Below are 18,343 nucleotides of genomic sequence, written 5' to 3' on the forward strand. Positions count from 1 at the left end.
TAAGGGTATGTTAGTGGGGATAATTTTAACAGTTATTAAGATCCTAATTGTTATCACTGTACTTCTGTTGAGTGTAGCTTATATGACATGGGCAGAGAGGAAGGTTATCGGTCATATGCAGGTAAGGCTTGGTCCTACCCATGTGGGTTGGAAAGGTTTACTGCAGCCTATTGCTGACGGTTTGAAGTTATTAATGAAAGAAGATATTGTGCCTGATATGGTGGATAAACCTGTATATATTATTGCACCATTACTCAGTTTAATACCTGCATTAAGTGCCTTTGCTGTTATCCCTTTTGCTGATAAGTTTGTTATTTTTGGTAAAGAGGTACAACCTTATATTTCAGATATAAATATTGGTCTTTTGTACATTTTGGCGCTTTCATCTGTGGGTACATATGGTATTATTATGTCTGGTTGGGCATCAAACTCCAAATATGCACTCCTTGGTAGTTTAAGATCATCTGCACAGGTTATCAGTTATGAGACTGCTATGGGACTGGCGTTAGTTGGTCCAGTGTTGTTGGCAGGTTCACTTTCTTTAAGAGATATTACTATTGCCCAAAAAGGATTGTGGTTTATTGTTCCGCAATTTGTCGCATTTGTTATATACCTTATTTCTGCTATAGCAGAAACAAACAGAGCTCCATTTGACCTACCTGAAGCAGAAACAGAGCTTGTTGCTGGTTTCCATGTAGAATACTCTAGTATGAAGTTTGCGCTCTTTTTCTTAGCAGAATACGCAAATATGTATGTGGTTTCTGCTATTGCAACAATAGTATTTTTAGGTGGATGGAATGGACCAATTTTACCAGGATTTGTTTGGTTTGTTATAAAGGTTCTCTTCATTATGTTCTTCTATCTATGGTTAAGAGCGACTTTGCCAAGGTTAAGATTCGACCAGTTGATGTCACTTGGTTGGAAAGTCCTTATTCCAATTGCGCTAGCTAACGTACTTATTACATCTATTATTGTATATATCGTGAGATAGGGGTGAATTATGGCGAGGAATATATTTGACTACGTATTTTTTACTGAAATAATGCAGGGGCTTGGTGTAACTCTGAAACATATGTTTAAAAAACCAGTTACATATAAATATCCCTTTGAGGCCACCCCTATTTTTGAAAGATTTAGGGGCGTTCATTACATGAAAACGGATGAACAAGGTAAGCCAAAATGTGTTGGTTGTTATTTATGTGAAAGAGTTTGCCCATCAGAATGTATCCATATTGAAACGGATGCAGGTCCAAATGGAGAAAGATTAATTAGGAAATACGAGATAGAGCTTGATAGGTGTATTTACTGTGGATTTTGTGAAGAAGCATGTCCAGTTGATGCAATCCACATGGGCAGAAGCTATGATGTTGTTAGACCAACAAGAGATGGTTACAGGGTTAATATTAAGTTTTTGGTTAAAAAGTATAAAGAATATATAGAAGAAGGTAAAGGAGAATAAAATGGAGCAGGTGGCATTTTATATTTTGGCGTTTTTAGCCATTGTATCAGCACTATTTATGATAACAAGAATTAACCCTGTCCATTCAGCCCTGTGGATGTTGTTAACCTTTTTTAGTGTAGCTGGTATTTTTGTACAGCTTAATGCAGAATTTATAGCTGCAATCCAGGTCTTGGTTTATGCAGGAGCTATTTTGGTTCTGTATCTCTTTGTAGTTATGTTGCTTAATCCAAAATCGCATGGATTTATCAAAATACCTTTTAGGTATGCTTTGGGAACCATTGTTTCAATAATACTAGTTGTGCAAGTTTTTATAGCAATTAAGACAAGCAATATTCTCGGACATGAAGGTGGGATTACTGATCAGATGATTAAAGAGATGGGGAATGTTAAACTGTTTGGTAAAGAACTGTTTACTAATTACCTTGTACCATTTGAAGTTGCTTCTATCCTTTTGCTTGTGGCGATGATTGGTGCAATTGTTCTGGCGAAGAAAGAGTAGGGGAGGTGGATAATGGAAATGACATTGCAGCATTACTTGATATTAAGCGCGATACTCTTCGGTATTGGAATTACTGGAGTACTTATCAGAAGAAACTTAATAGTAATGTTTATGTCGCTGGAATTGATGTTAAATGCTGTTAATATAAATTTGGCCGCTTATTCGAAATATTTACATACAATGACTGGTCAAATTTTTATCGTTTTTGTTATGTGTGTGGCTGCTGCTGAGGCTGCTGTAGGGTTGGCGTTGATAATTACACTTTTCAGAAATAAAGCCACAATAAATGCTGATGAAATCAATTCACTAAGAGGATAGGAGTAGGGATATGATTGAGTTAGGTATACTAATAGCGCCATTAGCTGCATTTTTAATAAACGGGATATTTGGAAGGCTTTACATAAAGAGGAATGCTCACTATGTGGCTATTGCCGGTGTTTTGGTATCATTAGCTTTGGCTATTATGACGTTTTTTAAGGTTGCCGGCGGATATAGAGTAGATGCCACTGTTTATGAATGGGTTATTGCTGGAAAGATTACAATCCCTTTTGGTATTCTTATAGATCCGCTTTCATCAATAATGCTTATTGTTGTAACATTTGTTAGTACTATGGTACATATCTATTCTATCGGTTATATGCATCATGATCCTGGATACTGGAGATTCTTTACATATTTATCAATGTTTACCCTTTCAATGTTAATTTTAGTACTGGGTAACAACTTCTTAATGCTTTTTGTTGGATGGGAATTGGTTGGTTTATCTTCTTATGCATTGATCGGTTTCTGGTTTCATAAAAAGAGTGCTGCAGATGCCTCTAAAAAAGCATTTGTAGTAAACAGAATTGGTGACTTCGGATTTTATATAGGTTTGCTACTTGTAATTATGACATTCAAAAGTCTAACATATCAGGATGCTTTTAATTATGAAATTATTGAGCATGTTAAGAATACTACATTTAATGTTTTTGGACTGGATTTGAGCCTTCTTGACTTAATGACATTCGGATTGTTCTGCGGTGCGATTGGTAAATCTGCACAGTTTCCACTTCATGTGTGGTTGCCTGATGCGATGGAAGGTCCTACACCAGTTTCTGCATTAATCCACGCTGCTACAATGGTTACTGCTGGTGTTTATATGGTAGCTAGATGTAATCCACTTTTCTCAGAAGCTCATATTACAAGTAATATAGTGGTTTTTGTTGGTGCTGCTACAGCATTACTTGGTGCGACAATCGGTTTAACACAGTATGACTTCAAGAGAGTTTTGGCTTATTCAACAGTGAGCCAGTTAGGTTATATGATTATGGCTACCGGTGTTGGTGCCTATGTGGCAGGTATTTTCCACCTTTTTACACACGCATTTTTTAAGGCACTATTGTTCCTTTGTTCTGGTAGCGTAATGCATGCTATGCAGGATGAACTTGATATTAGAAAAATGGGTGGACTTTTAAATAAAATGAAGATTACGGGCTATACATTCTTGATTGGATGTATAGCAATTGCAGGAATTCCACCTTTTGCTGGTTTCTTCAGTAAGGATGAAATCTTAGCTATGACATTTGCAAGTGGGCATAAATTTGCTTGGTTTGTAGGTACTGTTGTAGCATTTATGACGGCATTTTATATGTTTAGATTGTGGTGGTACGTATTTGTTGGACAGCCAAGGGATAAACACCTTTATGATCATGCCCATGAATCACCATGGCAAATGACATTTCCTTTGATACTTTTGGCTATTATGTCAGTATTGGCAGGATTCTTCGGATTTCCACCTGAGCATGGGTTTATCCATAAATTCCTTGAGCCTGTTCTTGTGCCTGAGCATTTCCATATACCACACTTATCAGCTGGTACAAGCTACGGCTTAATGGCTCTTTCAGTTGTTGTTGCTGCAGCGGGTATTTATGTATCATACTTATACTATGTTAAAATGCCTGAATTACCTGCTAAGACAGTTAAGACATTTAGACCTGTACATAAATTTTTCTATAACAAATGGTATTTTGATGAGTTGTACGATGTACTTTTTGTACAGCCAATTATAATGATTTCAAAATTCTTGTGGAAAGGGTTCGATGCAAATTTCATCGACTTCATAGTAAATGCCTTTGGATGGGTGGCTCAGTTTCTTGGTAGATTTTTCAGGATTATTCAAACAGGAAGAATACAGACATACATATTCACTTTTGTACTTGGTGTAATACTATTATTAACAATTTTCTATATGGTGTAGGGGGCTTGATATGATGGGTAATATTTTATCAATTCTGATTTTCTTCCCAGTTGTAGCGGCACTTGTGATATTCGCCCTATGGAGAAGTGGTAAAGCTACAATGTGGGCTGCATTTGTTGCAAGTGTTATCGAATTCATTCTCACAATGCCTTTGATGTGGAATTTTGATAAAGGTACTGCAGCAATGCAGTTTGTTGAGAGATATGATTGGGTTAAAGCTTGGGGGATTAGCTATTATGTAGGTGTGGATGGGATATCCATCTTAATGGTATTTCTTACAACTCTTTTAACAGCAATATCAATCTTAGCATCATTTAAATATATAGGTAAAAGGCAAAGAGAGTTTTACATTGCAATGCTTATTTTAGAAGCGGCAATTGTTGGTGTGTTTGTTGCATTGGATTTCTTCCTTTTCTACATTTTTTGGGAAGCAATGCTCATACCTATGTATCTCATTATTGGTGTTTGGGGCGGCAAAAGAAGGGTTTACGCTGCTATCAAATTCTTCCTCTACACACTTGCAGGTTCAGTATTAATGATGCTTGCAATTATAGCTCTTTACTTCAAACATGGACAGCTAACAGGTGAATATACATTTGATATATTAAAAATAACTGCAGCTAGTGCTCAATATTCACTAGGATTCCAAACAATAGTATTTTTAGCATTCTTCTTGGGATTTGCAATTAAGGTACCTATGTTTCCATTCCATACATGGTTGCCTGATGCACACGTGGAAGCACCAACTGCAGGTTCTGTAATACTTGCTGGTGTACTTTTGAAAATGGGTACTTATGGTTTCTTGAGATTCTGTTTACCTATTACACCGATTGCTTCAATTAAGTTTGTACCTCTTGTGGCCATACTATCTGTAGTGGCTATCATTTATGGAGCACTGGTAGCTATGGTTCAGGAGGATGTGAAAAAGCTTGTTGCATATTCTTCTGTGAGTCACATGGGTTTTGTAACATTAGGTATATATGCACTTAATCAATCAGGTATTGAAGGTGGCATTCTTCAGATGTTCAATCACGGTATAATTACAGGTGCACTCTTCTTATTAATTGGTTTGATTTATGAAAGAACACATACAAGATTGATTGCAGATTATGGTGGTATTGCTCAAAAAGTACCTGTATATGCAACAATTTTTGCAATATTTACCTTCGGTTCTATTGGTCTTCCAAGTATGGGAGCGTTTATAGGTGAATTTCTTGTGCTTGTTGGTGCTTTTAAGGCATTTTCAGATTATGCTATAATAGCAGCTTCTGGTGTAATTTTTGCAGCTGTTTATATGCTTTGGATGTATCAGAGAGTATTTTTCCAGCAGTTTAACAGTAGGTGGGAAAATATTGAAGATGTGAATGTAAGAGAGTTTATCTATCTGTTTCCACTTATAATTATTGTATTTTGGGTGGGTGTGTATCCAGAGACATTCACTTCATATATGCATGAAAGTGTTAAGAACCTGATAGAACAAATAAATACAGTTAAAATAGCGCTTAAATAGGGAGGCTCGTAATGGCACAAAGTATCGTATCAATATTGCCTGAAATTTTAATGACGATTTTTGGCCTCTTACTGATTGTGATAGATGTATTGGCCGGTGAGGACAGAAAATCTGGAGTGGGGTATTTTGGGATTGCTTTTGTTTTATTGGCATTGATTGCGTCAATTCCTCCATTTAATGGATTTAAAATATTCGGTTTTAACAAAATGGTTGTTTGGGATGTGTACTCTTATGCATTTTTTCTAACATTTGCTTTTGCTTATATAATGAGTACGCTTGGCTCTGTTGATTACCTTAAAGATAGAGGGATCAACAAAGGTGAATATTACGTTATAATGTTTTTCAGTATCATTGGTATGATGTTTATGGTTAGTGCTACAGATTTATCTGTATTTTATCTTGGCTTAGAGACAATGGCTATTTCTATGTATATACTTGCTGGGTACAACAAAAAAGAATTGACTTCCAATGAGGCAGGTATAAAATATTTTATAATGGGTGCATTCTCATCAGGAATCTTTTTATATGGTTTGACTTATGTATTCGGGTATACAGGTAGTACTAAGTACCATATTATTGCAGAGTTTATTAGAAATAACGGCGTTTCACATTTTAGCATAATCTTTGGGTTAATATTAATGTTTGCAGGATTTGCATTCAAAATTTCAGCGTTTCCATTCCATATGTGGGCGCCTGATGTTTATAGTGGGGCACCAACTCCGGTAGCTGGATTCATGACAGTAGCACCCAAAGCAGCAGCATTTGGTGGTATGGTTAGATTTTTAATGGTTGCAGGTGTGCCAGTTGTTGAAAAATGGCAGTTGTTCTTTGCAATATTAGCTGTGTTAACAATGACATATGGTAATTTGGTGGCTATTGCTCAAAACAATGTTAAAAGGATGCTTGCTTATTCAGCAATTTCACATGCTGGATATATGTTGATAGGCTTGGTTGCTGCAAATGATATTGGTTATCAAGCTATAGCATTGTATACAATGATTTATGCTTTTATGAATATCGGTGCATTTACATTACTTTCAGTGCTTAAAAATAAAGGGATAATTGATGATGAAAGATTAGAAAGCTTTGCTGGATTGGCTAAAAAACATCCATTATATTCCCTTGCAATGTTACTATTTATGTTCTCATTGGCAGGTATTCCACCACTTGCAGGGTTTATCGGTAAATTTTACATCTTTATGGCAGCAATAAAAGCTAAAATTTACTGGCTTGCCATTATCGGTGTATTGAACAGTGCAATTGCATGCTACTACTATATGAGAGTTACAGTATACATGTACTTTAAAGAAGCTGAATACGATGTAGAAGCTAATTTAAGACCAGCAGCGTTTATTGCAACGTTTATAGCATCTGTTGTAGTATTGCTTTTAACAGTATTCCCAAGCTTATTAATTAATATTGTTAAGAGTATGATTGTTTAAAGAGGACAGATATGAGTGAAATTACACTGAAAAAAGCGCTGGAAGATGCGCTTGATAAAGAGCAGAAGGCTCATGATTTTTATATGAAACTTTACGATTTGCTAAGTGATCTTGGTGCAAAAGCTATTATTAAAGAGTTGGCTGAAGAGGAAGTGAAACATAGAGAAATGATTACGAAAGCTATGGAAACAGGGAAGATTGAACATATAGGACTTGATACTAAATTTTATACTACAGATTTGGGTATAGCACAAATGGTTCTTCCGCAGGTGATTACTGAAGATATGTCAGTTCAGGATGTATTAAGAATAGCTATGAAACATGAAGATAATTCAAGAATATTTTACGAAAAGCTTGCAGAAAAATTTGCTGGAAGTGAAGCAGAAGAGTTCTTTAGAAGAATGGCCGTTGAAGAGGCAAATCATCGAAATAAGATACAGAATATTTATGACGATATAGTTTATGATGAGAACTAAAAAGGGAGCTAAAAGCTCCCTTTTTTTATATGTGATGTGGGTATTTTGCCACTCTATCAGCAGCTTCTTTTATTGTCTTTAAAATATCTTCGTCACTTATTTTTTTAATTGCAGGGGCAGGATCGTCTGAAACTTGATAATGAGGAGGTATTGTGTTCAAAGTAATTGAAACAACATCCAAAATACAGTCTCTACATGTACAATACTCAGAATGAGTTTCATAAAATTGAACTAATAGATCCCAGACTCTCTTTTCATTAATATTTTTTATTTTTTCGACATCATAAATGTTGATTTTAGCCATAAATCCTCCTAAAATAGGGATAATTAAATTTAGTATAGGAGGGAGTTGATTGCAAGAGAAAATAGCAGTTATCGGTGGTGGTAGTTGGGGCACAGCATTAGCAAATTTATTGTCAGATAATAATCACGACGTATCGCTTTATGTGCTTGAAGAAGAAGTAAAAGAATCGATCAATAAAAAGCATGAAAATAGTATATTTCTAAAAGGTATAGAGCTAAATAAAAGACTTAAATGTTTTCTTTTTGAAGAATTGAGTGCAGATTTTGATAAGATATTATGGGTTGTCCCTACGCAATTCACAAGAGATACGTTAGTAAAGTTTAAAGAATTGTTAAATGATAAACATGTAATTGTTGCAACAAAAGGGATAGAAATAAAACATAAAAAATTTGTTCATGAGATTTTTGAAGAAGTTGTAAATGTCAAACTATCCGTATTATCAGGCCCTTCTTTTGCGAAGGAAGTTGCCTTGAGGAAACCTACCGCTGTTAGCATAGCATCATTTGATAATAGTGAGGCTAAGTTATGGCAACGGATATTTTCCAATGAATATTTTAGATGCTACACGTTGGACGATGTCGTTGGGGTAGAAGTTGGTGGAGCAATGAAAAATGTAATAGCCATTGCTACAGGAATATCTGATGGGCTTGGTTTTGGTAATAATGCCAGGGCTGGAATTATCACTCGGGGACTAAGAGAGATTACCCGACTTGGTTTGAAGATGGGTGGTAAATTAGAGACTTTTATGGGTTTGTCTGGGATGGGAGATTTAGTGCTTACCTGTACTGGTGAATTAAGCAGAAATAGAACTGTGGGGATAAGACTTGGAAAAGGTGAAAAGATTGAAGAAATAACTGAGAGTACGAAAATGATTGCTGAAGGTGTTTATACAGTAAAAGCTGCGTATGAACTTGCTAAAAAATTGGAAATTGAGATGCCTATAACTGAAGAGGTATATAAAATAATTTACGAGTCAAAAGATCCTCAAGAATCATTTTATGACATAATGAGAAGGCCGCTTAAAGAAGAAAATATATAGGAGGAATGAGGAATCATGTTTGAAGGTGGGAAGCTTATATGGAAAAATGGTGAATATTTAAATTGGGAGGATGCAACAACTCATGTTTTGACGCACACCCTACATTATGGTGTGGGAGTATTTGAAGGGATAAGATGTTATGAGACAGATGAAGGGCCTGCGGTGTTTAGGCTCAAAGAACATGTTAAAAGGCTTTTTGAATCAGCAAAGATATTCATGATGAAAATACCTTTTTCAGAGGAAGAAATATTTGATGCAATACTCGATACAGTGAAAAAAAATGAGCTTAAAAGCTGTTATATCAGACCTATAGTTTATTATGGATATAAAAGTTTGGGACTTTCAGTAAATGATGAATTTCCTGTTGATATAGTTATTGCTGCGTGGAGTTGGGGTGCATATCTAGGTGAAGAAGGGATAAAAAACGGTATAAGAGTGAAAACATCAAGCTTTAACAGATTTCATGTTAATACTATTGCAACTAGAGCTAAAGCTTGTGGTAATTACATTACTTCCGTACTGGCAAAAAGGGAAGCTTTGATGAGTGGTTATGATGAGGCACTCTTTTTAGATCCTGATGGATATGTGGCTGAAGGGAGTGGTGAAAACGTTTTTATAATCAAAGATGGTGTTGTATATACTCCACCTGTTACATCTATACTGAAAGGGATTACGAGAGATTCTATTATCACAATTGCTAGAGATTTGGGATATGAAGTAATTGAGAGAAGATTTACAAGGGATGAAATGTATATTGCAGATGAGGCGTTTTTTACTGGTACTGCAGCAGAAGTGACTCCTATCAGAGAACTTGACGGAAGACCTATAGGAATCGGTAAAAGAGGTGAGATAACAGAGAAAATTCAAAGTACATTTTTTGATATTGTAAAAGGTAAAAACAAAAAATACAGTGATTGGTTGGCTTTTGTTAAATGATACTGATTATTGATGGTCATTCTGTAAGTTATAGAATTTATTATAAAACTCCCCCTTTGAGTAATTCAAAGGGGGTACCTACATCGGTACTGCATTCATTTCTGAATTTAATCATCTCTTTAAGGGAAAAACTTAATCCTGATACAATTTATGTAGTATTTGATTCTAAGGGTGAGACTAATAGGCATAAAATTCATAAGGAATACAAATCACAGAGAGAAAAGACGCCAGAAGATTTAATCCCTCAAATTGAAAGATTGAAAGAAATTTTACCATTAATGGGTGTCTGTGTGGCAGTAAAAGAAGCCACTGAAGCTGATGATATAATTTATACTTTAATTAAAAGGAATGATGATAAAAATATATACCTTATAACAAAGGACAAAGATCTGCATCAACTCGTAAATGATAGAGTGAAAATATATGATTATCAGGATGACATTGCACTGGACAGGGATGGTGTCTTTAAAAAGATAGGCGTTTATCCAGAGCAGATTAAGGATTTTTTAGCTTTGTGTGGAGATAAATCTGACAATATCCCTGGGGTAAGAGGGGTTGGAGAAAAAACTGCAGCAAAACTTGTTAGTCAATTCGGATCTCTTGAAGACCTATATGAAAATATTGATGAAGTAAAAGGTAAGCTAAAGGAGAAGCTGTTAGCAGGAAAAGAGGATGCTTTTTTTAGCAGGTCATTAATTAAGCTTGAAGAAATAGATGATATTGAGATACGTGATAATAAACAAGACAATGAGAAGCTTAAGAAATATTTGAGTGATCTTGAACTAAAAACTATTTACAAGCGACTATTTGGAGAAGGTTTTGATGATTCAGTTTCGGGGGAGAATTATGTTGATTTGGCTGCTTGGATAGATAATGAATTATTTCTTTTCAAAAATGGAAAGTTGGTTAATGATTTTTCAATACTTAAAGAGATTAATTATTTTTATGATTTAAAAGGGATTATCAAAAATAATAAGGTAGATCTGAAAAAGTTTTATGATTTGAAAATAATATCCTGGATGAATAATCCGGATGAAGGAAGCGTTAAAAAACATAAAGATGAGAGTGTAGAGACTTTTTTAAAAAGGTTATCTTCTTTGGCAGAAGAAGAAGTTAGTAAACTTAAAAACCTTCAGCTAGAAAAACTTTATCGTGATATTGAATGCAATATATTGCTTATCCTTGCAGAGATGGAAAAAATTGGGATTAAGATAAATGCAGACAAGGTATATAATATACACAAAGAGCTTGATGAAAAATTAATTAACATTGAAAAAGAGATTTTTGATTATTGCAAAGAAGAGTTTAATTTAAATTCGCCTAAGCAGTTATCGGTAATCTTATTTGAAAAGCTGGGTTTGAAGCCGGTTAAGAAGACAAAAACAGGTTTTTCAACATCTGAAGAGGCTTTAAAAGAGCTGATTATTCAGAATCCAGAGCATTTTATATTGATTGAAAAAATTCTTGCATATAGAGAATTGAATAAACTTAAGAGCACATATACTGTAAACTTATTAAATTATGCAGATGAATCTAGAAGGATTCATTCAGAGTTTAATCAAACAGGAACTGCAACGGGCAGAATAAGTTCTACAAATCCGAATTTGCAGAATATTCCTACAAGTTCGGATTATGGAAAGAGGATCAGAGATTGCTTTGAGGCCGAGAGTGGGTTCAGTTTTGTGAGTTTTGATTATTCTCAGATAGAACTTAGAATTTTGGCTCATTTGTCAAAAGATGAAAAATTATTAGAAGCATTTCATAAAAATGAGGATATTCATACAAAGACAGCCAAAGAGATATTTAATGTGGATAAGGTGGATGCCAGATTAAGAAGGATTGCTAAAGCAGTGAATTTCGGTATAGTGTACGGTCTAAGCCCTTATGGATTAGCAAGAGATACAGGAATTTCACAAAAAGAAGCGTCGGATTTTATCGATAAATATTTTAAACTTTATCCCAAGGTAAAGGATTATATTGAAAGTATTATAAAACAGGCCGGTGAAAAGGGGTATACGGAAACCATACTTCGCAGAAAGAGGTTTATAAGGAATATTAATAGTAAAAATAAGATGTTAAGGCAGCGTGCCGAAAGAATTGCTATTAATGCTCCCATTCAAGGATCTGCAGCAGATATTATAAAACTTGCTATGATTAGTGTATATAAATATTTACAAGATACAAAGATTGATGCTAGAATGATACTGCAGATACATGATGAACTGATCTTTGAAGTAAAAGATGATGTGATTGATCTATTTATAAAAGATACAAAAGAATTGATGGAAAGCGTGATCGAACTAGATGTACCCCTTTCAGTGAATTATGGGGTTGGAAAAACCTGGGGAGATTTAAAGTAGTGAGTAAAAAACTTAATGAAATCTTAAAAGAAAATCATGACCTAAAGAAAGAACTGGAAGGGATTCTGGAGCTGATAAAAGAAAACGAGGTTAAACAGAAGGGTTTTAAGGTTGTTGAATATGCTTTTTTGCTTTCCGAATCAATAGATGAAATTGCAAAAAAACCTCTAAAGTATCTTGAAGAGATTTTTGAAATTGATAAAGCAGCGCTTTTTATTGATAGGGAAGCTTTTCCTTTTGAAAGAGAGAGTGATATAATAGATGAGAAAGTTTATTTTGTAGAGGGAAAGATTTTTAAGTATTTTTTCTTGGAGAAGAAGGTTTATGCGGGGGTAGGAAGGGTTAACTTTATTAGTGAGTATGATGTTTGTAAAGAGATGAATTCATATTTAATTTCGCCAATAATTGAGAATGGTAAAATTATCGGTTCGCTAAATTTATATTCGGCTAATCCTAAAAGATTTATTGAAAGACGAGGAACAGATTTTATTAAAGATTTATCATTTAAAATTGCAGTATCTCTTAGAAAGTTGTTTGATGCTGAGAGATTATCAAAACAAATGTTAATAGATTTTTTAACAGGTAGTTATAATAAACTTGCTCTCTATGATTTTCTTGAGCGATTTGTAAATATGTATGAAAGATATGGAAAGAGTTTTGCTTTTGGAATTTTTGATATCGATAATTTTAAAGAGATAAATGATACTAAAGGTCATCTTGCAGGTGATGACTTTTTAAAAAGTTTTGCTAAGATATTGAGAGAAACATTCAGAAAAGCTGATATTGTGGGAAGGTTTGGTGGAGATGAATTCTATTTAATATTGCCAGAAGCTAATAATTTAATGACACAAGGTGTTGCAAAAAAGATAAAAGATATTGTTGCTAGGTTGCGTGTAGAACTAGCATTGCCAGAAACTTTAGATATTACTGGAGGAATTGTGTTAGTTCCTTCTGAAGAAATAAGTGAAATAAAACCAGAATATATAATTAAAGTAGCTGATGAGAAACTTTATAAAGGTAAAAATACAGGGAATGGAAAAATTATAGGGGTTAACGATGATATTTTATCCTGACTCTGAGAAGATTGAAAAGATTTTAAATAGAGGAGAAATTTTTGAGGAGAAATATCTTAATTCTGTAATTGAGATTATTCAAAAAGTAAAAAAAGAGGGTGATAGGGCTTTAATTAAATTAACTAAAAAGTTTGATAACTATGATCTTGAAAAGAAATTTTACTTTGAGAGAAGTGAGCTTAAAACCTTTTATGAAAAAATTCCTGAAAATTTAAAGGTAGCCTTCAACAGAGCAAAGGATAATATTGAGTTTTTTCATCAGGCTCAACTGGAGAAAACCTTTTTAGTGGAGAGCAATGGAGCTGTTTTGGGGCAGAAGATTACTCCGCTAGAAAAAGTTGGAATATATGTACCTGGTGGTAAGGCAAGCTATCCTTCCACTGTGCTAATGAATGCTGTGCCAGCAAAGGTTGCTGGAGTGGATAAGGTTTATATGATGAGCCCTACAAGTGGTGGGGAGATAAATGAACTTGTGCTAGGTGTGGCTTACCTTGCAGGTGTGGATAGGGTGTACTTAGTGGGGGGAGCTCAGGCAATTGCTGCTTTTGCTTATGGAACTGAGAGTGTGGAAAAAGTGGATAAAATAGTAGGACCTGGTAATATTTATGTAGCTTTGGCTAAGAAGATGGTTTTTGGAACAGTAGATATAGATATGATTGCTGGTCCTAGTGAAATACTTATTCTTGCTGATGATAGTGCTGATCCTACCTTTGTGGCAGCTGATATGCTTTCACAGGCTGAGCATGATGAGCTTGCCAGTGCAATTACAATTACTGATAATGAAGATCTTGCAAAGGAAATTGAACAAGAGCTGATTTCTCAGCTTTTTAAGTTGGAGCGTAGATCTATAGCTGAGAAATCGTTGAAAGAGTTTGGAGGTATTTTACTTGTTAAGAATCTTGAAGAAGGGATAGATTTTGTAAATAAAATTGCTCCAGAGCATTTTGAGCTGTGTGTGAGAAATCCATTTGAATATCTTTATAAGATTAAAAATGCGGGTGCCATATTCATGGGGCATTATACTCCTGAAGCTGTGGGGGATTATTTTGCAGGACCTAATCATACACTTCCCACAGGGGGAAGTGCGAGATTTTTTTCTCCTCTAGGTACTTATGACTTTATTAAAAGAAGCAGCATCATTCAGTGCTCTTTAGGCTACCTGACAAAGTTTGGAAAAAACATTATGGATATGGCAGATAGTGAAGGGCTTACAGCTCATAGAGATTCAGTAAAATACCGGATGTTAAATGGATTTAAAACAGATATTTGACAGTTATAATTATCCAATATTAGTTACAAATGAAAACCTTGAGGTAATATTTGTTAATAGTAAATTTAGTAGCCTATACAACTATGAAATAATTATTGATAAAATTAGAGATTACTACAATGATAACAGGGAAAATGAATCTTTTACTATTGATATTAAAGAACTAAGGAAAGTTTTTAAAATAGTTGTTTCAAAAATTGACGATAATATTGTTTTTACTCTTGAGGACAGGACTAATCTAGAGGATTTCCTAGATAAATATTTCACTTTAAACTCAATCATTAATCAGGCTCCATTTGGGGTAATTATTACGGATATAAAAGGAAATATAGTATTTGTGAATTATGGATTTGAAAAGCTAAGTGGTTATACTTTTGATGAGGTTTATGGAAAAAATCCTAGGATTTGGAGAACTGATCATCAAAATGAAGCGTTTTACAAAAATTTATGGGATACAATATTATCAGGGAAAGAGTGGAAAGGGGAATTTGTAAACAGGAAGAAAAATGGTGAACTTTATGTGGATGAGAGTATAATCTTTCCTCTTTTTGATGAGGAAGGGGAAATTGTAGAGTTTTGTGCAATTAAGCAGGATATAACAGAGCTTAAAAGATTAGAAAGAAATTTAATTCAAAACGAAAAGCTTGTGGCAATGGGAAGGTTTGTCCATAATATTGCCCATGATATGAAGAACATACTTACAGGTATATATTCACTGACAGATTATCTTAGAGCAAGGGTGGATGATAGTAATCCTGATAAAAAAATTATCGAGCAAATTCATAAATATGTAGAAGTGCTAAAAAATTTTACATATTCATTAAAAAATCTAGGTAAAACTGATTCTTATGGAATTACAGAAGTTAATTTATGCTCGTTTATTAAAGAAATTACTTCATTCTACAACAGACTTGTAGGAAAGAATATAAAGTTTACAATTAAATTCAACAAATGCTGTGATCTTTATATAAATCAAAATCATTTAGAGCAGATTTTGTTGAATTTAATTGTAAATGCTAAAGATGCAATAACAGAAAAATTTGGAACTAAAAGTGGTGGTGAAATTGTTATTGGTACAGATATTGTTGATGAAAATGTTATAATATTTGTCGCCGACAATGGAAAAGGGATTCCGCCGGAGATTGTAGAGAAAGTATTTTCTTTGAGTTTTACTACTAAAGAGGAAGGAACAGGGGTGGGGTTAACAATTGTTAAGAATATTGTTGAAAATTATGAGGGGAAGATTGAAGTGGAATCAAAAGAAGGTGTAGGAACAACATTTAAAATTATCTTACCTGTTTCTAGTTGCAAAAGAGAAATAGTTTGTGAGTAGGTTCAGTTGATTTTTAATACTTTTGCACCTTTTATTTTTTTCTCTTTTAATTCCCTTAATGCTAAATTGGCTTCTTCCAACGAGTATGTTTGATAAACCGGTTTAATATTTGCTTTTGAGGCAATTTCAACAAATTCTTTAATATCAGAGGTTGTAACATTGGCTACAGATTTTATCTCTTTTTCAAGCCATAAATCCCTTTCGTAAGAAAGGTTTAAAAGGTAATTTTTATCAATATCTTCTTTTCTAATAGCATTTATTACAAGTCTTCCTGCCGGAGCAAGATTTTTCATTGCTTCAACGATAGGTTTCCAAACGGGGGTAGTGTCTATGATTGCATGAAGCAATTCAGGAGCGTTATCAGTTGTGTCTCCACTCCATGCGGCGCCAAGTTCCAATGCAAATTCGCGTTCTTTAGGGTTTCTTGCAAAAACAAATACATTTGAATCAGGATATAGGTATTTGACCAGTTTCAGAATAAGATGTGCAGATGCTCCAAATCCCGTTAAGCCAAGATTCATTCCATTTTTAATATTTGCAAGTTTTAATGAGCGATATCCTATTGCACCGGCACATAATAAAGGTGCTGCTTCTTCATCACTGAAATTATCGGGTAATTTTACAGCATAATTTTCATTTATTTTCATATATTCTGCATAACCACCATGAGCATCTCTACCTGTGGCTTTGAAATCATTGCAAAGATTTTCAAGCCCCCTTTGGCAAAATTCACATTTACCGCAAGCTGAAAAAATCCAACCTACACCTACTCTATCACCTATTTCGAAGAGTGTTACGTTTTTGCCTTTTTCTATAACTTTTCCAACTACTTGATGTCCTGGTATCATTGGAAAGGAAGATGGAGGAGTTCTTCCTTCTATTTCATCAAGTTCTGTATGACATACACCACAGGTGTTCACTTTTATTAAAATTTCATTATTACTTATGTTAGGTGCAGGAATATCTACTAAAGTTAAAGGGGCTTCATTGAGGACGTTGCAGATTTTATTGATAACCATTGCCTTCATTGAGTTCCTCCTGAAAAATTGCTTTGATAAAATTTAATTTACAAAAATCAAAATTTGTTGCAATAGAAGTTATATCCTCTTTGCCTAGCAGTTTATTCCTGATTTTTTTTAAAGACATATCTTTTTTCCGCAGATTTTTGGCTTTTTCGATAATTTCTTCAATGTAGGTTATTTTTTTCTTAATTAGTAGTTTTGGATTGTCAGTAATAATTCCTTTATGGGCACAAAACATCACTTCAAAGTCTAAAGATAAAACTTTTTTTAGACTTTTTAAAATTTCGTAGATATTCTCATCTTTTCTAAGGTACTTAGGTTTTGATGAGATATATAAATCTCCGGTGAACAGCCACCCTCTATTTATTTCTAAAAGACATATTGAATCAATTGAATGTCCTGGTGTATGGATTATTTTAAATGTGTATTTTCCTAAATCCAAAAGCTCTTTATAAAAGAGATCAGGAGTGAATCTTTCAGGTTTTCCCCATATCATTTTTTCGTAAGGAAAAAGTTTAAACCCGTTAGAGAGATAAGAATATGAAAGTTTATGAGAGATTATTTTGGTATTAAATAATTTTTTTAGTTTTGCCGCGTTACCTGAATGATCTTCATGATAATGGGTTAACAAGCAGTACCTTGGTATATGGTTTTTAGCAATCTCGATGAAATGTTTTTCCATTACAGGTTGAGCAGAGTCAATATATATTTCAGGAAGTGTAAAGAAATGGACAGTAAGATTTATTGCATTATAAAATCTACCAAGTTTGTATGCAGTTAATTCATAAAAGTTTGTAGCTTGGTGAATCATAGTTCAATTATATTGATAATTATGTTAAAAACAAGAAAAATAATATATAAATAATGGGTAGTAAGGGTTGTAAAGGTATTAAAGGTTGTATGGGTTGTATGGGAGAATGGGGAGGTTGGAAAGTAGAAAAAGTTCAATGTTCAATGTTCAACGTTTAAAAAAGTTTAGGTTAAGGTTTAGGTTGAGGAAATTATAGAAATTGAATTCTAGTACCACTTCTACAACCCTTATTACCCTTACAACCTCTAATACCTTTAATACCCTTACTTATTAGGGGTATTTGTAAAATTGGGGGACGCAAATATTAGCAGATATTGATTTTTGTGAAAAAAACTGTAAATTACATTGGACTGGGAGTGGTTGGAGTGCTGGTGCCTCCCGGGGCCTTCAAAGCCCACTGTTTCGTCCTTGTGGCGAAAGGAAGGTTCGATTCCTTCCCACTCCCGCCATTTTTTCGGTTGATTTGTTAATTATTAGATGAGGTTGGGATTAAGAATATACCGCTAAATCATGTGGCTGAGTTTTTTGAGATAATAAGGCGCATATATAAAAAATGGTTCAATTATTATT

At 34.1% G+C, this 18,343-nt stretch carries 17 protein-coding genes and 1 tRNA gene; 15 read left to right on the top strand and 3 right to left on the bottom strand.

From position 1 onward, the window contains the following. Window positions 1-7 precede the first annotated feature (7 nt). Genes nuoH through FHQ18_RS08195 form a run of 8 tightly spaced genes read left to right on the top strand, consistent with a single transcriptional unit; the run spans window position 8 to window position 7,625 of the window. Window positions 8-991: an NADH-quinone oxidoreductase subunit NuoH gene (gene nuoH / locus FHQ18_RS08160; RefSeq protein ID WP_149266677.1), complete on the top strand. Its 984-nt coding sequence runs from the start codon at window positions 8-10 to the stop codon at window positions 989-991. A gap of 9 nt (window positions 992-1,000) precedes the next feature. Then, the gene (gene nuoI / locus FHQ18_RS08165; RefSeq protein ID WP_149266678.1) at window positions 1,001-1,459 is read left to right on the top strand and encodes an NADH-quinone oxidoreductase subunit NuoI; all 459 of its coding nucleotides are present in this window, start codon (window positions 1,001-1,003) and stop codon (window positions 1,457-1,459) included. Window position 1,460: 1 nt separating this feature from the next. Continuing rightward, window positions 1,461-1,961: an NADH-quinone oxidoreductase subunit J family protein gene (locus tag FHQ18_RS08170; RefSeq protein WP_149266679.1), complete on the top strand. Its 501-nt coding sequence runs from the start codon at window positions 1,461-1,463 to the stop codon at window positions 1,959-1,961. A 12-nt stretch (window positions 1,962-1,973) separates the two neighbouring features. Then, window positions 1,974-2,279: an NADH-quinone oxidoreductase subunit NuoK gene (gene nuoK, locus FHQ18_RS08175; RefSeq protein WP_149266680.1), complete on the top strand. Its 306-nt coding sequence runs from the start codon at window positions 1,974-1,976 to the stop codon at window positions 2,277-2,279. A gap of 10 nt (window positions 2,280-2,289) precedes the next feature. Then, window positions 2,290-4,197, top strand: coding sequence for an NADH-quinone oxidoreductase subunit L (gene nuoL, locus FHQ18_RS08180; RefSeq protein WP_149266681.1), 1,908 nt, complete (start codon window positions 2,290-2,292; stop codon window positions 4,195-4,197). Window positions 4,198-4,207: 10 nt separating this feature from the next. Continuing rightward, window positions 4,208-5,707, top strand: coding sequence for an NADH-quinone oxidoreductase subunit M (locus FHQ18_RS08185; protein ID WP_149266682.1), 1,500 nt, complete (start codon window positions 4,208-4,210; stop codon window positions 5,705-5,707). An 11-nt stretch (window positions 5,708-5,718) separates the two neighbouring features. Next, window positions 5,719-7,149 carry an NADH-quinone oxidoreductase subunit N gene (locus tag FHQ18_RS08190; RefSeq protein WP_149266683.1) on the top strand — a complete coding sequence of 477 codons (1,431 nt, stop codon included), beginning with the start codon at window positions 5,719-5,721 and terminating at the stop codon, window positions 7,147-7,149. Window positions 7,150-7,160: 11 nt separating this feature from the next. After that, entirely contained in the window at window positions 7,161-7,625 is a 465-nt protein-coding gene (locus FHQ18_RS08195) for a ferritin-like domain-containing protein (protein WP_149266684.1), read from the top strand. A 25-nt stretch (window positions 7,626-7,650) separates the two neighbouring features. Here FHQ18_RS08195 and FHQ18_RS08200 read toward each other — a convergent pair whose 3' ends face one another. After that, a complete protein-coding gene (locus FHQ18_RS08200; RefSeq protein WP_149266685.1) occupies window positions 7,651-7,929 on the bottom strand; it encodes a late competence development ComFB family protein in 279 nt (92 codons plus the stop codon). A gap of 49 nt (window positions 7,930-7,978) precedes the next feature. Between FHQ18_RS08200 and FHQ18_RS08205 the strand changes: the two genes are divergently transcribed. The 6 genes from FHQ18_RS08205 to FHQ18_RS08230 are packed head-to-tail and all read left to right on the top strand — an operon-like array spanning window position 7,979 to window position 15,940. Further along, window positions 7,979-8,968, top strand: coding sequence for an NAD(P)H-dependent glycerol-3-phosphate dehydrogenase (locus FHQ18_RS08205; RefSeq protein ID WP_149266686.1), 990 nt, complete (start codon window positions 7,979-7,981; stop codon window positions 8,966-8,968). A 15-nt stretch (window positions 8,969-8,983) separates the two neighbouring features. Then, entirely contained in the window at window positions 8,984-9,904 is a 921-nt protein-coding gene (locus FHQ18_RS08210) for a branched-chain amino acid transaminase (RefSeq protein ID WP_149266687.1), read from the top strand. Further along, on the top strand, window positions 9,901-12,264 hold the full coding sequence (locus tag FHQ18_RS08215) for a DNA polymerase I (protein ID WP_149266688.1): 2,364 nt from the start codon (window positions 9,901-9,903) through the stop codon (window positions 12,262-12,264). Before FHQ18_RS08210 ends, FHQ18_RS08215 begins: the two co-directional genes overlap by 4 nt. Beyond that, window positions 12,264-13,337 (top strand): GGDEF domain-containing protein, encoded by a 1,074-nt coding sequence (locus FHQ18_RS08220; RefSeq protein ID WP_149266689.1) that lies wholly within the window; start codon window positions 12,264-12,266, stop codon window positions 13,335-13,337. Before FHQ18_RS08215 ends, FHQ18_RS08220 begins: the two co-directional genes overlap by 1 nt. Beyond that, complete coding sequence (gene hisD, locus FHQ18_RS08225) at window positions 13,321-14,607, top strand: histidinol dehydrogenase (protein ID WP_149266690.1); 1,287 nt, start codon at window positions 13,321-13,323, stop codon at window positions 14,605-14,607. The genes FHQ18_RS08220 and hisD overlap by 17 nt, the downstream gene beginning before the upstream one ends. Then, a complete protein-coding gene (locus tag FHQ18_RS08230; RefSeq protein WP_149266691.1) occupies window positions 14,585-15,940 on the top strand; it encodes an ATP-binding protein in 1,356 nt (451 codons plus the stop codon). The genes hisD and FHQ18_RS08230 overlap by 23 nt, the downstream gene beginning before the upstream one ends. Before the next feature lie 2 nt (window positions 15,941-15,942). Here FHQ18_RS08230 and FHQ18_RS08235 read toward each other — a convergent pair whose 3' ends face one another. Further along, entirely contained in the window at window positions 15,943-16,968 is a 1,026-nt protein-coding gene (locus tag FHQ18_RS08235; protein ID WP_149266692.1) for a zinc-dependent alcohol dehydrogenase family protein, read from the bottom strand. After that, window positions 16,946-17,773 carry an MBL fold metallo-hydrolase gene (locus tag FHQ18_RS08240; RefSeq protein ID WP_149266693.1) on the bottom strand — a complete coding sequence of 276 codons (828 nt, stop codon included), beginning with the start codon at window positions 17,771-17,773 and terminating at the stop codon, window positions 16,946-16,948. Before FHQ18_RS08240 ends, FHQ18_RS08235 begins: the two co-directional genes overlap by 23 nt. A gap of 352 nt (window positions 17,774-18,125) precedes the next feature. On the opposite strand from FHQ18_RS08240, the gene FHQ18_RS08245 reads away from it, so the two are divergent. Further along, window positions 18,126-18,222 (top strand) — tRNA-Sec (locus FHQ18_RS08245). Window positions 18,223-18,343: the final 121 nt, after the last annotated feature.

Origin of the sequence: Deferribacter autotrophicus, from assembly GCF_008362905.1 — a bacterium.
Taxonomy (GTDB): domain Bacteria; phylum Chrysiogenota; class Deferribacteres; order Deferribacterales; family Deferribacteraceae; genus Deferribacter; species Deferribacter autotrophicus.